At 62.7% G+C, this 17,269-nt stretch carries 13 protein-coding genes; 7 read left to right on the forward strand and 6 right to left on the reverse strand.

Going from position 1 to position 17,269, the window contains the following annotated elements:
* Positions 1-326 precede the first annotated feature (326 nt).
* Together purL and J2744_RS15160 are read left to right on the forward strand one after the other, a co-directional pair.
* Complete coding sequence (gene purL / locus J2744_RS15155) at positions 327-2,558, forward strand: phosphoribosylformylglycinamidine synthase subunit PurL (protein WP_210114047.1); 2,232 nt, start codon at positions 327-329, stop codon at positions 2,556-2,558.
* A 159-nt stretch (positions 2,559-2,717) separates the two neighbouring features.
* Positions 2,718-3,905, forward strand: a complete 1,188-nt coding sequence (locus tag J2744_RS15160; RefSeq protein WP_210114048.1) for an ABC transporter ATP-binding protein — start codon at positions 2,718-2,720, stop codon at positions 3,903-3,905.
* Between the two features lie 52 nt (positions 3,906-3,957).
* On the opposite strand, the gene J2744_RS15165 is transcribed toward J2744_RS15160, so the two are convergent.
* On the reverse strand, positions 3,958-4,107 hold the full coding sequence (locus J2744_RS15165; RefSeq protein ID WP_004595158.1) for a DUF7550 family protein: 150 nt from the start codon (positions 4,105-4,107) through the stop codon (positions 3,958-3,960).
* Positions 4,108-4,333: 226 nt separating this feature from the next.
* On the opposite strand from J2744_RS15165, the gene J2744_RS15170 reads away from it, so the two are divergent.
* A complete protein-coding gene (locus J2744_RS15170; RefSeq protein WP_210114049.1) occupies positions 4,334-4,930 on the forward strand; it encodes a DUF7504 family protein in 597 nt (198 codons plus the stop codon).
* Between the two features lie 129 nt (positions 4,931-5,059).
* Here the strand turns inward: J2744_RS15170 and J2744_RS15175 are convergent, their stop codons facing one another.
* The 5 genes from J2744_RS15175 to J2744_RS15195 all read right to left on the reverse strand — a co-directional run bounded on the left by J2744_RS15175 (position 5,060) and on the right by J2744_RS15195 (position 9,332).
* Entirely contained in the window at positions 5,060-5,530 is a 471-nt protein-coding gene (locus J2744_RS15175) for a hypothetical protein (protein WP_210114050.1), read from the reverse strand.
* A gap of 79 nt (positions 5,531-5,609) precedes the next feature.
* Complete coding sequence (locus J2744_RS15180) at positions 5,610-5,882, reverse strand: hypothetical protein (protein ID WP_210114051.1); 273 nt, start codon at positions 5,880-5,882, stop codon at positions 5,610-5,612.
* Between the two features lie 529 nt (positions 5,883-6,411).
* Entirely contained in the window at positions 6,412-7,326 is a 915-nt protein-coding gene (locus tag J2744_RS15185; protein ID WP_210114052.1) for a hypothetical protein, read from the reverse strand.
* Between the two features lie 255 nt (positions 7,327-7,581).
* Positions 7,582-8,463 carry an ABC transporter ATP-binding protein gene (locus tag J2744_RS15190; RefSeq protein WP_210114053.1) on the reverse strand — a complete coding sequence of 294 codons (882 nt, stop codon included), beginning with the start codon at positions 8,461-8,463 and terminating at the stop codon, positions 7,582-7,584.
* Complete coding sequence (locus tag J2744_RS15195) at positions 8,460-9,332, reverse strand: hypothetical protein (protein ID WP_210114054.1); 873 nt, start codon at positions 9,330-9,332, stop codon at positions 8,460-8,462. Before J2744_RS15195 ends, J2744_RS15190 begins: the two co-directional genes overlap by 4 nt.
* A 233-nt stretch (positions 9,333-9,565) precedes the next feature.
* Here J2744_RS15195 and J2744_RS15200 point away from each other — a divergent pair, with 233 nt between their 5' ends.
* The 4 genes from J2744_RS15200 to J2744_RS15215 form a co-directional block, all read left to right on the forward strand.
* On the forward strand, positions 9,566-10,441 hold the full coding sequence (locus J2744_RS15200) for a winged helix-turn-helix domain-containing protein (RefSeq protein WP_210114055.1): 876 nt from the start codon (positions 9,566-9,568) through the stop codon (positions 10,439-10,441).
* A gap of 257 nt (positions 10,442-10,698) precedes the next feature.
* Positions 10,699-11,616 carry an NAD-dependent epimerase/dehydratase family protein gene (locus J2744_RS15205; protein ID WP_210114056.1) on the forward strand — a complete coding sequence of 306 codons (918 nt, stop codon included), beginning with the start codon at positions 10,699-10,701 and terminating at the stop codon, positions 11,614-11,616.
* Between the two features lie 371 nt (positions 11,617-11,987).
* Complete coding sequence (locus J2744_RS15210; protein ID WP_210114057.1) at positions 11,988-13,217, forward strand: glycosyltransferase family 2 protein; 1,230 nt, start codon at positions 11,988-11,990, stop codon at positions 13,215-13,217.
* Between the two features lie 820 nt (positions 13,218-14,037).
* Positions 14,038-17,269 (forward strand): LamG-like jellyroll fold domain-containing protein (locus J2744_RS15215; protein ID WP_210114058.1); only part of this gene is annotated, 3,232 nt, incomplete at its 3' end.

The raw sequence follows: 17,269 nt of genomic DNA on the forward strand, positions 1-17,269 counted from the left end.
TGGTACCGTTGGAGCACCCCGGGGGGTGGCGCCCCCCCGCCCGGCCGCCGTTTTGCGCCCCCCACCCCCCCCCCCCCCCCCCCCCCCCCCCCCCCGGGGGGGGGGGGGGGCGGGCGGCCCCCGCGACTCCCTCGCGCGTGCTGTCGCCGGCGCTACGCGCCGGCTGCCAGAGGGACCGAAGGTCCCTCGCGACTCGCGCCCTCCGGGCGCTCGCAGGCACGCGCCCCCGCACAGCACCACAAGCGGTGTCGGCGTCGCGGTCGATGGGTACACACGAACGTGCGTATAGAAAAGCATTAGAACCGGCTCGGTGACCACGTAAGTGAATGAGTCTGTCCGATGCGGATCACGAGCTCGTGACCGCGGAGCTCGGTCGGGAGCCGACGGCGGCCGAGGCCGCGTTATTCGAGAACCTCTGGAGCGAGCACTGCGCGTACCGCTCCTCGCGGCCCCTGCTGTCGGCGTTCGACAGCGAGGGCGACCAGGTCGTGGTCGGTCCCGGCGACGACGCCGCGGTCCTCGCGCTGCCGGACCCCGAGGCGGCGGACCGGCCGGCGAGCGAGCGCGACGCCGACGACTACGGCGACACCTACGTCACCTTCGGCGTCGAGAGCCACAACCACCCCTCCTTCGTCGACCCGTTCGACGGCGCGGCCACGGGCGTCGGCGGCATCGTCCGCGACACGATGAGCATGGGCGCATACCCGGTCGGCCTGCTCGACTCGCTGTACTTCGGCGGCTTCGACCGCGAGCGCTCCCGGTACCTCTTCGAGGGCGTCGTCGAGGGGATCTCCCACTACGGCAACTGTATCGGCGTCCCCACGGTCGGCGGCAGCGTCGCCTTCCACGGCGGCTACGAGGGGAACCCGCTCGTCAACGTCGCCTGCGTCGGACTCACGAACGAGGACCGACTCGTCACGGCGACCGCGCAGGAGCCGGGCAACAAGCTGGTCCTCGTCGGCAACGGCACCGGCCGCGACGGGCTGGGCGGCGCCTCCTTCGCGAGCGAGGACCTCGCGGAGGACGCCGAGACCGAGGACCGCCCCGCGGTGCAGGTCGGCGACCCCTACGCTGAAAAGCGGCTGATCGAGTGTAACGAGGCCCTCGTCGACGAGGGCCTCGTGCTGTCCGCGCGCGACCTCGGCGCGGCCGGTCTCGGCGGCGCCTCCTCCGAACTCGTCGCGAAGGGCGGGCTGGGCGCCCGGATCGAACTCGACCGCGTCCACCAGCGCGAGCCGGAGATGAACGCCACCGAGATCCTGCTCGCCGAGAGCCAAGAGCGGATGTGCTACGAGGTCGCGCCCGACGACGTCGAGCGGGTCGCGGAACTCGCGGAGCGGTTCGACCTCGGCTGCTCGGTGATCGGCGAGGTAACCGACGGGAACTACGTCTGCGAGTTCGCGGGCGACGCGGACGAATCGGAACCCGTCGTCGATGCGCCAGCCGAGTTCCTCGCCGACGGTGCCCCGATGAACGACCTCGCGAGCGAGCCGCCGGGCGAGCCCGAACGCGACCGCCCCGACGACGAGCCCCCGCTCGACGAGGCGGTCGCGGCCGTCCTCGGGGCGCCCTCGACCGCGAGCAAGCGCTGGGTGTACCGCCAGTACGACCACGAGGTCGGGACGCGCACGGCCGTGAAGCCCGGCGACGACGCCGCGCTGCTCGCGATCCGCGAGACGGAACCCGATAGTAACTCCGCCGACGGCGTCGGTCTCGCGCTCGCCTCCGGCGCGAACCCGAAGTGGACCGCGGTCGCGCCGTACGAGGGCGCCCGCGCGGTCGCGCTGGAGAACGCGACGAACCTCGCCGCGACCGGCGCGGTCCCGCTCGCCGCGGTCGACTGCCTCAACGGCGGCAACCCGGAGCAGCCGGACGTGTACGGCGCGTTCGAGGGGATCGTCGACGGGCTCGCCGACGCCTGTTCCGCGCTCGATACGCCCATCGTCGGCGGCAACGTCTCGCTGTACAACGACAGCGTCGAGGGACCGATCCCGCCGACGCCGACGCTCGCGGTGCTGGGCACGACGCGGGGGTACGACGCCCCGCCCGCCGCGCTCGACGCCGACCGCGCGGCCGACTCCGAACTCCTGCTCGTCGGCGCGGGGGGCGACGCGCTCGGCGGCTCCGAGTACCTCGCGCACGCCGGCGGGAGCGACCGGTTCCCGACGCTACCCGACGACTCCGGCGCGGCGGACGACCTCGGCGACCTCGTCGCGTCGCTTTCGGCGGCCGCCCGCCACGAGTCGACGCTGGCGGCTCACGACGTGAGCGAGGGCGGGCTGGCGGTCGCGCTCGCCGAACTGGTGACCGACGACGCGGGCGTCGACGCGACGCTCCCCGACCGCGTCGCGGCCTTCGACGAGACGCCCGGGCGGCTGCTCGTCCAGACGACCGACCCCGAGGCGGTCGCGGCCGAGGTCGGCGACCTCCCCGTCTTCCGGCTCGGCGAGGTGACGACCGACGGGACGCTCTCGCTCGCGGTCGGCGACGAGTCGATCGCGCTCTCGGCCGACGCGGTCCGCGACCACCGCGACGTGATCGACCGCGAGCTGGCCTAAGCGGCCCTGCTGTGGCGGACGAACACCGACTCCGGTAGCGCGGTAGCGCCGACCCCTCGATTTCGACGGCGCGAGAGCGAGCGATACGCTTTTAGGTACTCCTAAAGTATGTGGCGGCAACCGCGGGACGCCGGTCCACCCGGCGCCCGCCGCTCATCGATGGCATCCACGGAACCAGTCGGCACGACGCGCTCGGTCGAGTCGGACGACGCGACGGCCGAGGGATCGGACGACGCGACGGTCGATCACCGGGCGAGCGTCGCCTCCGACGACGCCGCGAACGCCGCCGCGGACCCCGTCTTATCGCTGTCGGACGTCACGAAGGCGTTCGGTCCCGAGACCGCCGTCGAGGACGTCTCGCTCGACGTCCGGTCCGGCGAGCTGCTGACGTTCCTCGGTCCCTCCGGCTGCGGGAAGACGACGACGCTCCGAACCATCGCGGGACTCGAAGAGCCGACCGAGGGCCGGATCTCGATCGACGGCGACGTGGTCGCGGGCGACGAGGCGTTCGTCCCGCCGGAGCAGCGCGACGTGGGGATCGTCTTCCAGAACTTCGCGCTCTTCCCTCACCTCACCGTCCGCGAGAACATCGCCTTCGGCCTGACGGACGCCGACGCCGCCGAGAGCGAGGCCCGCGTCGACGAGCTGCTCGACTTAGTCGAGATGGTCGACCACGGCGAGAAGACCCCCGACCAGCTCTCCGGCGGACAGAAGCAGCGCGTCGCGCTCGCGCGTTCGCTCGCCCCGGAACCCGAGGTGCTCCTCCTCGACGAGCCGTTCTCGAACCTCGACGTCCGCCTCCGGGTGGAGATGCGCGAGGAGGTGCGCCGCATCCTGAAGGAAGCTGGCGTCACCGCGATCTCCGTCACCCACGACCAGGAGGAGGCGCTGTCCATCTCCGACCGCGTCGCCGTGATGAACGACGGGACGATCGAACAGGTCGGTCGTCCCGAGTCGGTGTTCGAGCGGCCCGAATCGAAGTTCGTCGCCTCCTTCCTCGGTCGAGCGTCGTTCCTCGAAGGGGAGCTCCGCGACGGGAAGGTCGACACCGGGATCGGCCGCTTCGACGCCGTGACGCTGGAGGGGTACGACACCGTCTACGACGGCGCGCCCGTCGACGTTCTCGTGCGCCCCGACGACCTCCGCGCGACGCCCGCGGCCACCGAACTCGCCGACGGCGTCGTCACCTCGCGGCAGTACGTCGGTCCCTCGTTCGTCTACCGCGTCGAACTCGACTCCGGCGAGGCCGTTCACTGCCTCCACAACCACGTCGAGGAGTTCGACCTCGACGAGCCGGTCGCCCTCGAACTCACCGCGGACCACCCGCTCGCCTGGTACCCGCGGTAAGCGAGCCGCTGCTGGCTGATTCGGGGTGATTCAAAAAGCGTCGAGCGGCGGCTCAGAAAGTCGCGAGGAACGGAACCGCGTACGCGATCAGGAGGCCGACGAGCGTGACGGCCGCGCCGATACCGACCTCGCGGCTCCCGAACTCCTGCATCGGGGCGGTCACGCGCTTGTCCGGGTCCGGCTCGTGCGAGTGGTCGTCCATGCTCTGGCGTGCGTCCGCGAGATACAAAAGCCCATCTGAACGGTCGTCGCGAGTCTGGGACTCGAACTCCCGGCGACTCGGCGGGACGCCTCCGAGGCCCCTCTTGAAAAGGCGGTGAGACCCTCGCGTCGAATACCGGTGTGGTCGACTCACCGCGGCGACGGGGCCCCTCGACTGATATTAGTTGGGAAAGTTTAATTATATGTTTGGTAATTACTTTCGATTGATGGATCTACCCGTGTGTGACGGCGAGGCGACGTTCATAACCGGTCCGACGTTGTCCGGCCGCCGGCGGCTGCTCCACCGAACGCTGCGCGAGTCCCCGGGCCAGCCGGCCATGGTGGCGACGCGGGAGCCGGCGGACTCCGTCCGATCGAGGTATCGGCGGCTGACGGAAGGCGACGAGTCCGACCCCGTCGTCGTCGACTGTATCACGAACTCTCTCGGACGATCGCCGGACGACACGACGTCGACGAAATACGCCCAGAGCCCGGAGAATCTCACGTCGATCGGTATGAAATTCGCCGACGTCCTCGAAGAACGCAGAACGGATCAGCTCTCGGTCGGGCTCACGAACCTCTCGCCGCTGTTGGTGTACACGTCGCCGTCCGACGTGTTCCAGTTCGTTAATATTCTCGTCCAGAAGTCGATCGGCACCGGCTGGTCGGTGTTCGTGACGATCGACCCCACCGTTCACGACGCGTCGACCGTCCAGCAGTTCGTTCCGCTGTTCGACGCCGTGATCGAGACGCGGCGTACCGACGACGGCGACCAAGAGCTTCGGGTCCGGAAACCGGAGCAGACGGACTGGGAGGCGTTCTGAGAACGATGTGCCGGGCCGCTCGAGGGTTGGTAGACGGTAGAGCGGATGGGAAGATCCTGACGACGGCGGCGAGATACGCTGGTCCCTCGCTCACCCGCCGTTCAGGGATCTCCGCTCGCAGCCGTGAACTCACTTGCCAGTGTCGAGCGTCTCGCTCGGATCGACCGCCGCGGCAACGTCGTCGCTGTGGGTGACCGCGAGTCCGACCCCGACAACGGCACCGTAAAACGCGATCGCCAACCAGCCGTAGCCGACGAGCGTGAGGCCGGCCGCGCTCATCCCGCCGAGGACCCACCCGAACGAGACGGCGGCCCACAGCGCGAGCGCGCTGATGTACAGCTCGAGGGGGCGTCCCGTGAGCGTACTCTCCTCGAACGTCTCGATCCGCTCGTCGGTTGCGTCCGGTTCGATCACTTCCTCAGGGGCGGCGCGCATCCCCGTCGCAACGACGCCCCCGACGACGGCGACTCCGATCCAGCCGTACCCGACGAGGGGGATCGGGACCGCGATGACGTCGAGCGCCCACAGCGCGGTGAGGCCGGCCAATATCACGGCGATCGCGCCGTACGCACGGAAGCTCAGCGTGACAAGGCGTCTCATATAGTTTCACTCTATTTATTAATCGACAATAAAGTTACTGGCTCGCTAACTGGTTCCGGCGGTGACCGAGGCGGGAACCTCACCGCGAGACGCCGGTGCTCCTCATGTAGGCGGCCAGAAGCGAACTGAGTACCCCGAATACGACCACCACGGCGACCACCTGTACCAGAACGAGCCACGACTCCTGTAGTGTCGCTTGGACGCGTCCGATCGTCGCGTATCTGCCGATCACGACGATCGAGACGGCCGCGAGACCCCAGAGCGCCGCTCCGAACTCTCTGGCACGGCTCCGATGGACGGGACCGAGAGAAGCCTCGCCGTCGCGGTCACTCTCCACGCCTCCGTCGCCCATGAGACTAAATTACCGTCAATTGATAAATACGGATCCGTTCATTTCGGCGTCATGTTTGTTATATTTTTCTGAAACAACTCCAACTCAGATACCGACGCCCGAAACGGCGGTGATCGTTGCAGGAAGCGATCTCGAAACGGGGAGGGAAGCAGTCGCTGGTTTACGGAAAATTCGAGGCGAAAGCCTCGCGCTTCAGCGCGGGGAGGATGTCAATTCGAATCGTTCCGACGACAGACGTCGCACCGCGACGCCGCCGACAGCCCTCGCGGAATCTTCCGGCCGCACTTACACCGAGGACGACTGTCAGGATCTGCCATACCCAAATCATTGTATCTGAATAACATAATTCTTTGCCAGCACGCTACGACGGTGTTCAGATAAGGATTGAACCGTGAGGCGGTGCGTTTTCAAAGTGATTCATGCCCGAAAAACGTTCGCCTCAGCGGCTGTTTAGACGAGATAATCCTATAGTTTGTGGAGCGAGAGTTAACACTAAAACTGTTGCTTGAGATGTATCGGTAGCAGTGTGTCAGCCTCGTATCCACTCCAGAAAGCTTCCGGCATCTTGTACAAAATTGTAGGCCCCATAGAGGAGCCAGCCGACAACCAGTATCCCCAGCGGAATGTAGAACTCAAACCGGAGACTCACGGCGACGACAAGTAACCCCGTAATGAACGCTCCTTTCCGCAGGACTCGCCGTTTGAGCCACTTTCGGTGCTCGTTAAACCCTTTGTCGGAAAGCAGTAGTGGTACGTTGTCGGTCCCGCGGAGAACCGGTTCACCCTGTTCAAGGTGTATTTCACCGCTGATGCTCACTTCATCACCCTCCAGTAGTGGACGCGCCTCTAACAAGTAGCGATCTAGATCAATCTCAGCGTTGTGTCGCTGTACGTATCCGGCAAACTGCTGGAAGGATCGATGCTCGATACGATTTCGGAGATAGGTGTACCAAGAGTCCCAGAGATATACGGATAGCCGGTCGTGCTTGTTGACACCGCCGATCTCCAACTCATCTAGTCGTTCGGCGTCAAGCGCGGTTCGAAGCCACGACGGATCGATACGAACCGTCCGACTGCCAGCCTCAACGCCGAAGCGACCCCACTCGATGCCTGAGGCGAACGTGTGCCAATTCTGGCGCTCCCACCCCCACTCTTCGATTGTGAGGTCACTATTGGTGTTGTCCGAGAACCGACTCCGCCAAAGATACGCACCAACAGGCCGGTCAGCGTCTTCGACGACCGCAGCAGCTGTTTCAACTGGCTCCTCGACCGTCAACTTTCCCGTCAGGGCGACCGTCTCACCGTCGACGATTGACGACGGTGTGTCGGTATCGGCCGACGGGAGAGACCGAAGAACGAGCAACGCAGTCAGCGTGCGATACCCATGGGCCAGGACGATAGTCATGAGGACCGTGATTACGATGAGAACAATTGTGGGTGGCATACGTGGATGGAGTCGAGGCGCGTTGAGTACGTCTTAGTGGTGGGATCGTTACTGATACTTCGGTTGGGATGTTGTTTGGTTGGCTCTGCTGGCTGTACAGCACCTACAGCGATGGGCACACGAGGGGGGGAATTGCGTCACAGACGGTTACATCAAGCACCGACGAAGGCGGTTCGGTTAATTTTTTTGAGAGGTGAAGATCAAAAGAATTGGTACCACTACACACAATTTGTGGGGATACATTCGAGAACGCAGTTATGAGATCTTTTCAGCTTGTCCGTCAAGGTGGGTATAGTAATTGAACACATCGGCGTACGTCGGGTCAGTCACGCGGACATCACTCACTCCGTCGGCCACCGCTGACGGGTCTGCCTCCGGGGTGAGGAGGCCGCGGACGACGCCGTCACCCCTGAACAACTGTTCGTCGATCACGTCGTCGGAGATCGTGTCGGCGTTCCCCAACGAGGTTTCGACGACAGGCGGGACCGAAGATTTGATCTCTGCCGGCGTCCCTGTTGCGACGATACCGGCATCGGTCATGAACACGATCCGGTCCGCCACGTCAGCGTCCATCGGAAGGTGGGTTGTCATGAGGACCCCTTTTTCGCGGTCGCGTAGCTTCGACAGTTGGTGATGGACTTCACGCACCATCGTGAGATCGAGAGCGGCCGTAGGTTCATCGAGGATGTACAACGGTGCCTCGACGCTCAGGGAGATGGCGAGTTCGAGTTTCCGACGCATCCCGCCGGAGTACTGGTCCACTCGGTCGTCGAGCTGGTCGTCGATACCAAACGTTTCGACCAGCGTCTCCCACCGGTCGGTAAATGACGGGTTGAGTCGGTCGTAGAACGAGATATTCTCCCGTCCAGTCAACCTGTCGAGACACAGCGCATGCTGAAGCAGAAAACTCGTCGCCCCAGGTGTAGTGGCTGGTACGCCTCCCGGAACTTCGACGGTACCTTCAGAGGGGGACACACCACCCGCGAGACAGGAGGCGAGTACGGACTTTCCCGTTCCGTTCGGTCCCAAGAGGACGACGACTTCACCGGGCTCGACGGTTAGGTTGAGCTCATCGAACACGGCGTCTCCGCCGAACGACTTTCCGAGGCCTTCGGCAGCGAGGACGGATTCGCTCATCGCTGGACCCCCCTGTCGTACAGCTGCCACCGCGTGAGAAGCACACCCAACACTGCCGCTCCGACACTGTAGACGGCAAGCGGTACGAGGCGACCGCGTTCCGCACCGAAGCCGACACTTGTAATGGTTTCGGTCGTGACGAGCTGAACTGCTATCGTACGTGTCGCAAGTACGTTCGGGAGAAGCCCCACCATCGATTCATTGAGGACTGCGACCGACGAGAGCATCCCGTTATATCCTGTGAGCATGAATCCGAACACCGCGACCAGGGATAACACGAACTGCGCGTACTGTTCGTTGTTCGCCGCGACGACGATGGGGACGGCGACAGCCATGAACACAATACTCAACCCGAGAAACGCAGCGAGCGAGACGGCGACCGGAAGGACATCTGTGACGCCGACCGGCGCACCGTCGAGAATACCCACACCGAGACCGAAGGTGAGTGCCAGCGCCGCCACCACCAGACCGGCCACGACTCGTCCAGCGAAATCAGCCGATGGACAGACCGCCATCGACCGGTAGGCGATGAACCGATCCGTCTCCAAGTCGACGGCGAGTTGACTCCCGAACACGGTGAGAGAAGCGATCATCGCGCCCAAGACAGCAATGCCGACCGCAAACAACCCCTTCGTGGTTGGGTCAAAGGACCTTGTCGCGGTCACGAGAAGATACATGATCGGTGGCAGTCCGACGGCAACCGCCAAGACTGACCAACTTCGGGAGACATCTCGGAGCGTGCGATACGTGAAACCTGAGGTCTGAGCTACCCAGATACGGCCCTTCTGTTTGAGCGATGATCGGTCTTTCACCCCCACCGCGCTTGAAGTTGTTTCGAGACGGTTGACTGTCGCATCGCTATCGCTCATTCGCACCCACCTCCAATACGTCTCTCCGTGACAGCTCTTCTCCGGCTGTATAGAGAGAATCGCACACGGTATACTCTCCGCCACTCGCGGATAGGGTCGGTAAACGAGGACGCTGAATTGGCACAGTTTAGCCTATTCCGCGTTGATTGTAAGTGTAATCTGGATGGTTATTAAGTTCTACATCTGACATATTCAAACGGAACGCGTACAACGTAGCAATTCGAAGCACGAGTATGGCGGATACGGAATCGAGTTCAAGTGACAGCACATACGCGGCGTTGACCGATGAAACGCGGATTCGTATTCTCTTCGCACTCGCTGACCAGTACGACGACGCGTGGTCAGCTGAGTGGCCTTCCTTTTCAGAATTGCGTGAACAAGTCGGTGTCGAGGACACGAGCCGATTCAGTTACCACCTTGACGAACTCCAAGATGACTTCGTTCGCAAGGTAGACGGGCAATATCGACCCCGAGTGGCTGCGTTAGAAATCGTCTCAACAATCCGTGCGGGAACGTACGAAGGTGACACGGTCGCAGTTGACCAACAACAGACCGGCTACGAGTGTCCCTACTGCGAGAAGACGCTTATCGCATCGTACCGACATCATCAATTATACGTCGGCTGTCCATCGCACGGGGCTGCCATCGCGTATCCAACCCCACCACGAGCGTTAGCAGACCGAACGCTGGAAGACGTCATCGATCTCTCGTTCCGAAAACACGCTTGCGACGTGCGACTCTTCCGTAATAACGTCTGTCCACACTGTTGGGGAACTGCTGGTTTCTCGTTCCCACGTGACTCCGTCCCAGACTCATACCTCCTCGATGATGTCGCGTATGCGACAGCGAAGTGTGATACCTGTTGGGTCTCGTATCCCATCCCAATTGCCCATACGGTCCTCGGTCATCCCAGCGTCGAAATACTGTACTCCAGACACGATCTCAGCCCGACCGACGCACAAATCGGCCCACACGACCTAGCGAGAATCAGTGAGGTCTCCCTTCCAGACTCCAAGTCGCCAGCCGCCCAAATCAGCATCGAACTCCACACCGACTCGCTCGTCCTCGAACTCGACGAATCCTGCCGCATCATTGACTGGCAGCGATAGCAGCCGATTCCTCGCGTTTCAGTTTCTCACAAAGGGCAAGGAGGAAGCCACCATCTTTAGGAGACGCAGGGCGTCTCGGTAGCCAATCAGAACTCATAGAGTTCTGCTGACATGGGGTGAATCCACCACAGTGGAGTAAGCACTTTCAGCGACCAGACGTTTCAGACGAAAATACGTCTGAAAAATAGAATTTCAGCAGAGGCGGGGGCGACTGGGTAATCGTGTAGTTTTTGTTGGGTCTCGTACATCTCCCGACCATGCAGGATCAGCGTGTGCTGGTGACGGGCGGTGCCGGATTCATCGGATCAAACCTCGCGAATCTCCTCGCGGAGGACAACACGGTTATCGCGGTCGACGACGAGTATCTCGGTACGCCGGAGAACCTCGCCGACGACGTGACGTACCACAACAAGAGCGTACTGGACGACGATCTCCCGACGGACGTGGACGTGGTGTATCACCTCGCCGCGCTCTCCTCGTACGCGATGCACGAGGAGGACCCGCAGCTGGGTGCGCGCGTCAACGTCGAGGGCTTCGTGAACACCGTCGAGCAGGCGCGCGACGACGGCTGCGACACGGTCGTGTACGCGTCGACCTCGTCGATCTACGGCGACCGCACCGAGCCGTCGCCGGAGTCGATGGACGTGGCGGTGAACACGGGGTACGAGGCGTCGAAGCTCGCCCGTGAGCGGTACGCCGAGTACTTCGCCAACCACTACGGGATGGCGATGGCCGGCATGCGCTTTTTCTCAGTGTATCAGGGATACGACGGCGCGGAAGGCCACAAGGGCGAGTACGCGAACGTCATCGCCCAGTTCGCCGACGACATCGCACACGGGCGCCAGCCGGAGCTGTACGGCGACGGCACTCAGACCCGGGACTTCACGCACGTGTCCGACGTGGTCCGGGCGCTCGAGGTCGCCGCCGCCGAGCGGCTGAGCGGAATCTACAACGTCGGGACCGAGGAGCCGTACAGTTTCAACGAGCTCGTCGAGCTCATCAACGAGGAACTCGGCACCGACGTCGAGCCGACCTACGTGGAGAACCCGATCCCGGAGTCGGTGTACGTCCACGACACGTACGCCGACATCTCCAAGCTCCGAGCCGAGACAGGGTGGGAGCCACAGGTCTCGTTCACCGAGGGACTCAAGCAGGTGTGCGAAACGTATCAGTAGCCATAGCAGTCGCCGCCGCTCCCGAGCTCTCGGTGACAGTTCCGTTCGCACAGTCCCACTTCCGTTCCGCCAGACGGGTCGTTTAGCGGTTCCCCGTGTTGGGCGTACGGGTTGTCCCGAGGTAGACGCTCCTTGGTTGTACGCCTAAGCCGCTCCAGTCGGGCGGTTTTAGCTGTCGTTCCGCCGCGGTCCCATTAGCCGTCGGATCAATGTCGCGGAAGCGATCGTCCCTTCGTCTCTTCCGTGTGTCACGTACTTCACTTACGGCTTTTTACACTTGTTATCGATATTAATATCACCAATCACCTTTGTGTCGGCACACGCAAACTTCAAATGGTTAGCAAAAATGAGTTACCTCAAGGAAACGTTCGATGGCCACTACAACCGACACTCTGGAGGGGAGCGCGGAGCAGACGATCGAGCAGACGACCACCGATAGGGCCAGCCGGTCGGCTGACGAGTTGCTCGTCGGGGCCGATTCTGATACCGCGCCCGTGTTGAGCGTCGTGATGCCGACGCTCAACGAGGAAGACGGTATCAGAACGTGTATCGACTGGATCAAAAACGCCGTCGAAGAACTCCAGCTGCCGGCCGAAATCCTGATCAGCGACAGTTCGACGGACCGAACGCCCGAGATCGCCCGTGAGATGGGTGCGGTCGTCGTCGAACCCGACGGCAAAGGGTACGGGTACGCGTACAGATACGCCTTCGAGCGGACCCGCGGCGAGTACATCGTGATGGGCGACGCGGACACGACGTACGACTTCACGCAGATCCCACGGCTGTTGAACCACCTGAAGGAGTCCGGAGCGGACATCGTTATGGGGAGCCGGCTCGACGGTGAGATCAAGGAGGGGGCGATGCCGACGCTCCACCAGTACATCGGCAACCCCATGTTGACGCGGTTCCTCAACACGTTCTATCGGGCCGGCGTAAGCGACGCCCACAGCGGCTTTCGTATCTTCACGCGAGACGCGTACCAACGGATGGACCTCGAGACGACCGGCATGGAGTTTGCCTCAGAGATGATCATGGACGCCGGGGCTCGCGATCTCCAAATCACGGAGGTACCGATCATCTATCACGAACGGGAGGGTGAAGAGACGCTCGACAGCTTCCGCGACGGTTGGCGGCACGTCCGGTTCATGCTCGTGAACGCGCCGGGGTACCTCTTCTCGGTACCGGGCATGCTTCTCACGGCGTTCGGCGCGGCGGTGTTGCTGATCGCGCACGCCGGCATCGATATCGGGGCGATGACGCTCGGGATTCACTCGATGATCGCGGGCAGTCTGTTCTCGATACTGGGCGTCCAGGTCGGCTCGCTCGGCGTATTTGCTACCGTCGCCAGCGACCCGATTCAGAAGCCGAACGACGCGGTCACCTCGTGGATCACGGAGTACGCGACGCTCGAACGGGGTGCCTCCGCCGGGCTCGCGGTCTTCACCGTCGGCGCTGTGTACGCGAGTTGGCTCATTATCGACTGGGCACTCAGCGGCTTCGGTTCCGTCCCGTTCACGACGAGTTCACTGCTCGCGTTCACGGCGATCGTGATCGGCGTCCAGCTCGTCTTCTCGTCGTTCTTCCTCAGCTCGGTGAACTGATCGCTTTCGGCCCGTTTCGGCGGGAGAAATAATTATTGAATCAACAAGTAATGCGGTAGCTTGATGCCGGCCGATCGCGTCTCGGACCGCCGTACGGATGCCGATCCCCTCGAACTGCCCGAGCTGCGGTGAGGGAGATCTCGCCGTGACGAACATCCTCCCACAGAAACACGACCGAGGGGACTCGGATCACCCGGACGACCGTCCGTCGTGTTCCTATATCGAGTTGTTCGAGTGACGCCTCGCGGCTACCGGATCCCAACGCGCTGCGCGAGGCCCCCGTTCTAGGACCGAGACACGCGATCACTGAGCATCGGTTGTCGAAGCGTCGCGGTGTCGAAGCCGCCGGTTGTCGCTCGGTCTCGGCCGATCGCTGTGTCTGCCGCGGTGTCCGCCGAGAACGGCCGGCCTTCGCGTTCGGACGAGCGCCGCCGACGCTCTCCGAAACGCCACCGTTCCGATCGCGGTAATACGTACTATATTGACCTGTGAGAGGCGTTCCTGAAGTTTTATAATTCTTCAATTAACATATTGACAGAACAACGGAGGGGGCGTGAGTGAAAATATCACACAGGAGTTTCGCTGCCGGACGCGGGTCGACTCGAACCGACAAGACGGAGCCGATACGGCGGGGGGGACTGCCGACGAACGACGCGTTACCCGTCGTCTTCGATACCGACGTCGCCCGGGGAGGCGACAGCGTATCCGGAACAGGATCGGGACTTCGCAGCCGCCGATCCGCCCACGCACCCGTCGGGGATAGAACTGGCTCCGTTCGTGTGACTCCGCGTTCACTCGCCGAAATCGTGGTGGTTCGCCCGTGACGACGCGGCGCGAACAGGCGGGCGCGGTCTTTTTTTCCGTCCTCATGGTCGTCTCGATGGTCGCCGGTAGCGTCGCGTTCGGCGGCCTCGCAGCGGCCGATCGCCCCGACGTCGCGCCCGACGATAACGGGGATGCCGGTCAGCCGTTGGAAACGGGGACCGCGTCCGAGCAGAACGCGACCGTCGGGCCGAACGGAACGGCCACCGAGACCGGAAACGAGACGGCCGCCGGAACCGACGCGAACGGGACCGACTCGACCGACGCCGGCGCGTCCGTTCGCGGGAACGACACCGGATCTGAGCCCGGCGAAGCCGACGGGAACGCGAGCGTTGACGATCCGGAACCGGTCAACGAAACGGAAGCCGGTAACGCGTCGCGACCCGGTGACGGCCCGGTCGACGCGAACGTCACCAGCGAAACTATTGACGTGATCGACGGATCTGGTGATGACGGTGCGAAACCGACCCGGGTCGACGTCGACCCAGACGACCTCCCCGGAAACGGGACGGAAGCCCACCCGTACCGGATCGCGAACGCCTCCGAACTCCAGGCGATGGCAGACGACTTGGACGCGAACTACACGCTCGTGAGTGACATCGATGCCAGTGCGACCGTCGCGTGGAACAACGAGAGCGGATTTGATCCGATCGGAGGCGCTTCATCCGATAGCGACACGCCGAGAGCGTTCACCGGATCGTTCGTTGGGAACGGATACATCGTTTCCGGACTCTCGATTAGCCGTTCGAGTGAGGACTACGTCGGACTGTTCGGTTCCGTCGCCGACACCGGGACGGTGAGAGGCGTCTCCCTCACCGATGCGAACGTCACTGGTTCTGCGTCCGTCGGCGGTCTCATCGGACTATCCAACGGTGCTACGGTGGTCTCGTCGTCCGTGGCCGGAACTGTCACAGGCTCAGACGATGTCGGCATTCTGGTCGGGCAGAACGACGACGGGACTATTGAATCATCGTCTACGACGGGAACCGTTATCGGGTCCGGGTTTGGTATCGGTGGTCTCGTCGGACATAACAACGGAGCCGTAGATACATCGTACTCAACCGGTGCCGTCACCGGGAGTGACTTCGTGGGCGGCCTCGTCGGATCGAATGCCGGCACCGTCAACTCATCGTATGCCGTGGGACCCGTTACCGCCGAATTCAGCCTCGTCGGCGGTCTCGTCGGAAGCAACGACCTCGGGACCGTTACCGGATCCTACTGGGACACCGAAGCTACCAACCAATCTGCTTCCGACGGCGGAACCGGTCTCACTACGGAAGAGATGACCGGTCAAGCCGCAGTCGGAACCATGACCGCATTCGAGTTCGGAACCAACTGGGAGGTCCGGCCAAACGATTACCCGAAGCCGATAGATCGCTCCGATGCCAGCGCCGACGGTGAAGACGGGCTGCCCCCGTTCAGCCGGACGGTGTCACTCGACCCGACCCAAACGAATCCGCCGAGCCTTGCGGGCAAATTCCGCGTCGAGGACCAGGTCGCCTCGTCGACGAACGTCACACTCTTGGAGAACTCCTCGACCGAGTACTCGATCAACATCACTGCGCCAGACGGGAGCGAGAACGTCACGTTCTACCTTCAGGAGCAGGCGACCAGTGCCTCACAGGATATCGACGACATCCGGATGCTGCTCGACGGTCAGCGACGCGCATTCACCGTCGTCGCGGACGCCGGTCCCGGAAACAGTTCGTGGATCGGGTTTACGGTCCCCGAGTTCTCCACCCGCACGGTCACGTTCACGAACGAATCGGACAGCAGAGATACCGTGCCGTCCATCGTCGCTCCGAGTAACGCCACCTACGGCCCGAACAACCGACTCACCATCGGGACGTACCACAACGCGACCGGCGTGATCAACAGTAGCGATGTGGTAGTCCGGCTGGTGAATGCGACCGATGGAAACGACACTGTAGTCGCAGTGACTGACTCCGCGCCGGTACAGGGAGCCGTAAACACGACGATCCCGGCCGGCAGTCTCGCCGGAACGGTGAAGATTGAGACGCAACTCTACAACAGCTCAACGCAGCAAGTGGTCGCGACAGACACGGTCGTACTCACTGTCGAAACCAGTGACGTGTCACCGACTGCGGCGTACGACTTCGAGGGGACCGGCAGCACTGTAGTTGATCGGACTGGAAACGGATACACCGGAGAACTGAACGGTGCCAACCGAGTTCCCGGTCGAAACGGAACCGTGTTGAGTTTCGATAGGAGTAGTTACGCACAACTCGGGTCAGCGGATACGCTCGATCCCCGTAACGGGTCCTACTCGGTCTCGCTGTGGTTCAAAACGGACAGCGTCTCAGGGCCAAACAGCGTCCTCTTCGCCAAGCGTGGGGATGACAACGAGCGGGTCAAGATCGCCCTCCATAACAACGGTAGTGGCGAGGGGAATGTGGGTGTCAACTTCAAAGACGACCCTGGTCTGGACAACGACGGAATCAGATCGTCGGAGACGTACACCGACGGGACGTGGCATCGTGTTCTCGTCGTGAGAGACGCCGGAACGGACTCGATCGAACTCTACGTTGACGGGGAACTGATCGGGACCACCACCGACACACAAGGTGATATCAATCCGACCGGCCCGGCCTACCTCGGTGCGCAGCCCGAGTATCCAAATGACCGATACTACACCGGCCAACTTGACGATGTCAGAGTGTCCAAACTGAGCCTCGACCCTGGTGAGGAGAGTGGGGCAGTGCCGGTCGACGTCGATCCAAGCGATCTCGACGGCAACGGTAGCGAGTCGAATCCGTACGAGATCTCCAACGCCTCCGAACTCCAGGCGATGGAGGACGATCTGGATGCGAACTACACGCTCGTCACCGATATTAATGCCTCTAATACTGCGCAGTGGAACAACGGACGCGGGTTCGATCCGATCGGTGACGCCCCGTTCAACGACAGTACCCCCACGGCGTTCACCGGGTCATTCGACGGGGACAACCACACCATAACGGGACTCACGATCGACCGTCCGGACGCGAATTACGTCGGACTCTTCGGATACTCTGATGGAGGAAATAGCACAATTCAACGTGTAACAGCGTCCGGTGACGTGAACGGCTTGAACTATGTAGGTGGACTTGCCGGATACTTTGATGGAGGAAATAGCTGCTCTATTGAAAATGCGGTACGGGAGCGGGATCATAGTGTTTTGGTGAGCTTCTTGAGGTTGTTGAGGGCGAACGAGAGGATGATCTCACGGA

The sequence above is a fragment of the Halorubrum trapanicum genome (genome assembly GCF_017873555.1).
GTDB classification, from domain to species: Archaea; Halobacteriota; Halobacteria; order Halobacteriales; family Haloferacaceae; genus Halorubrum; species Halorubrum trapanicum.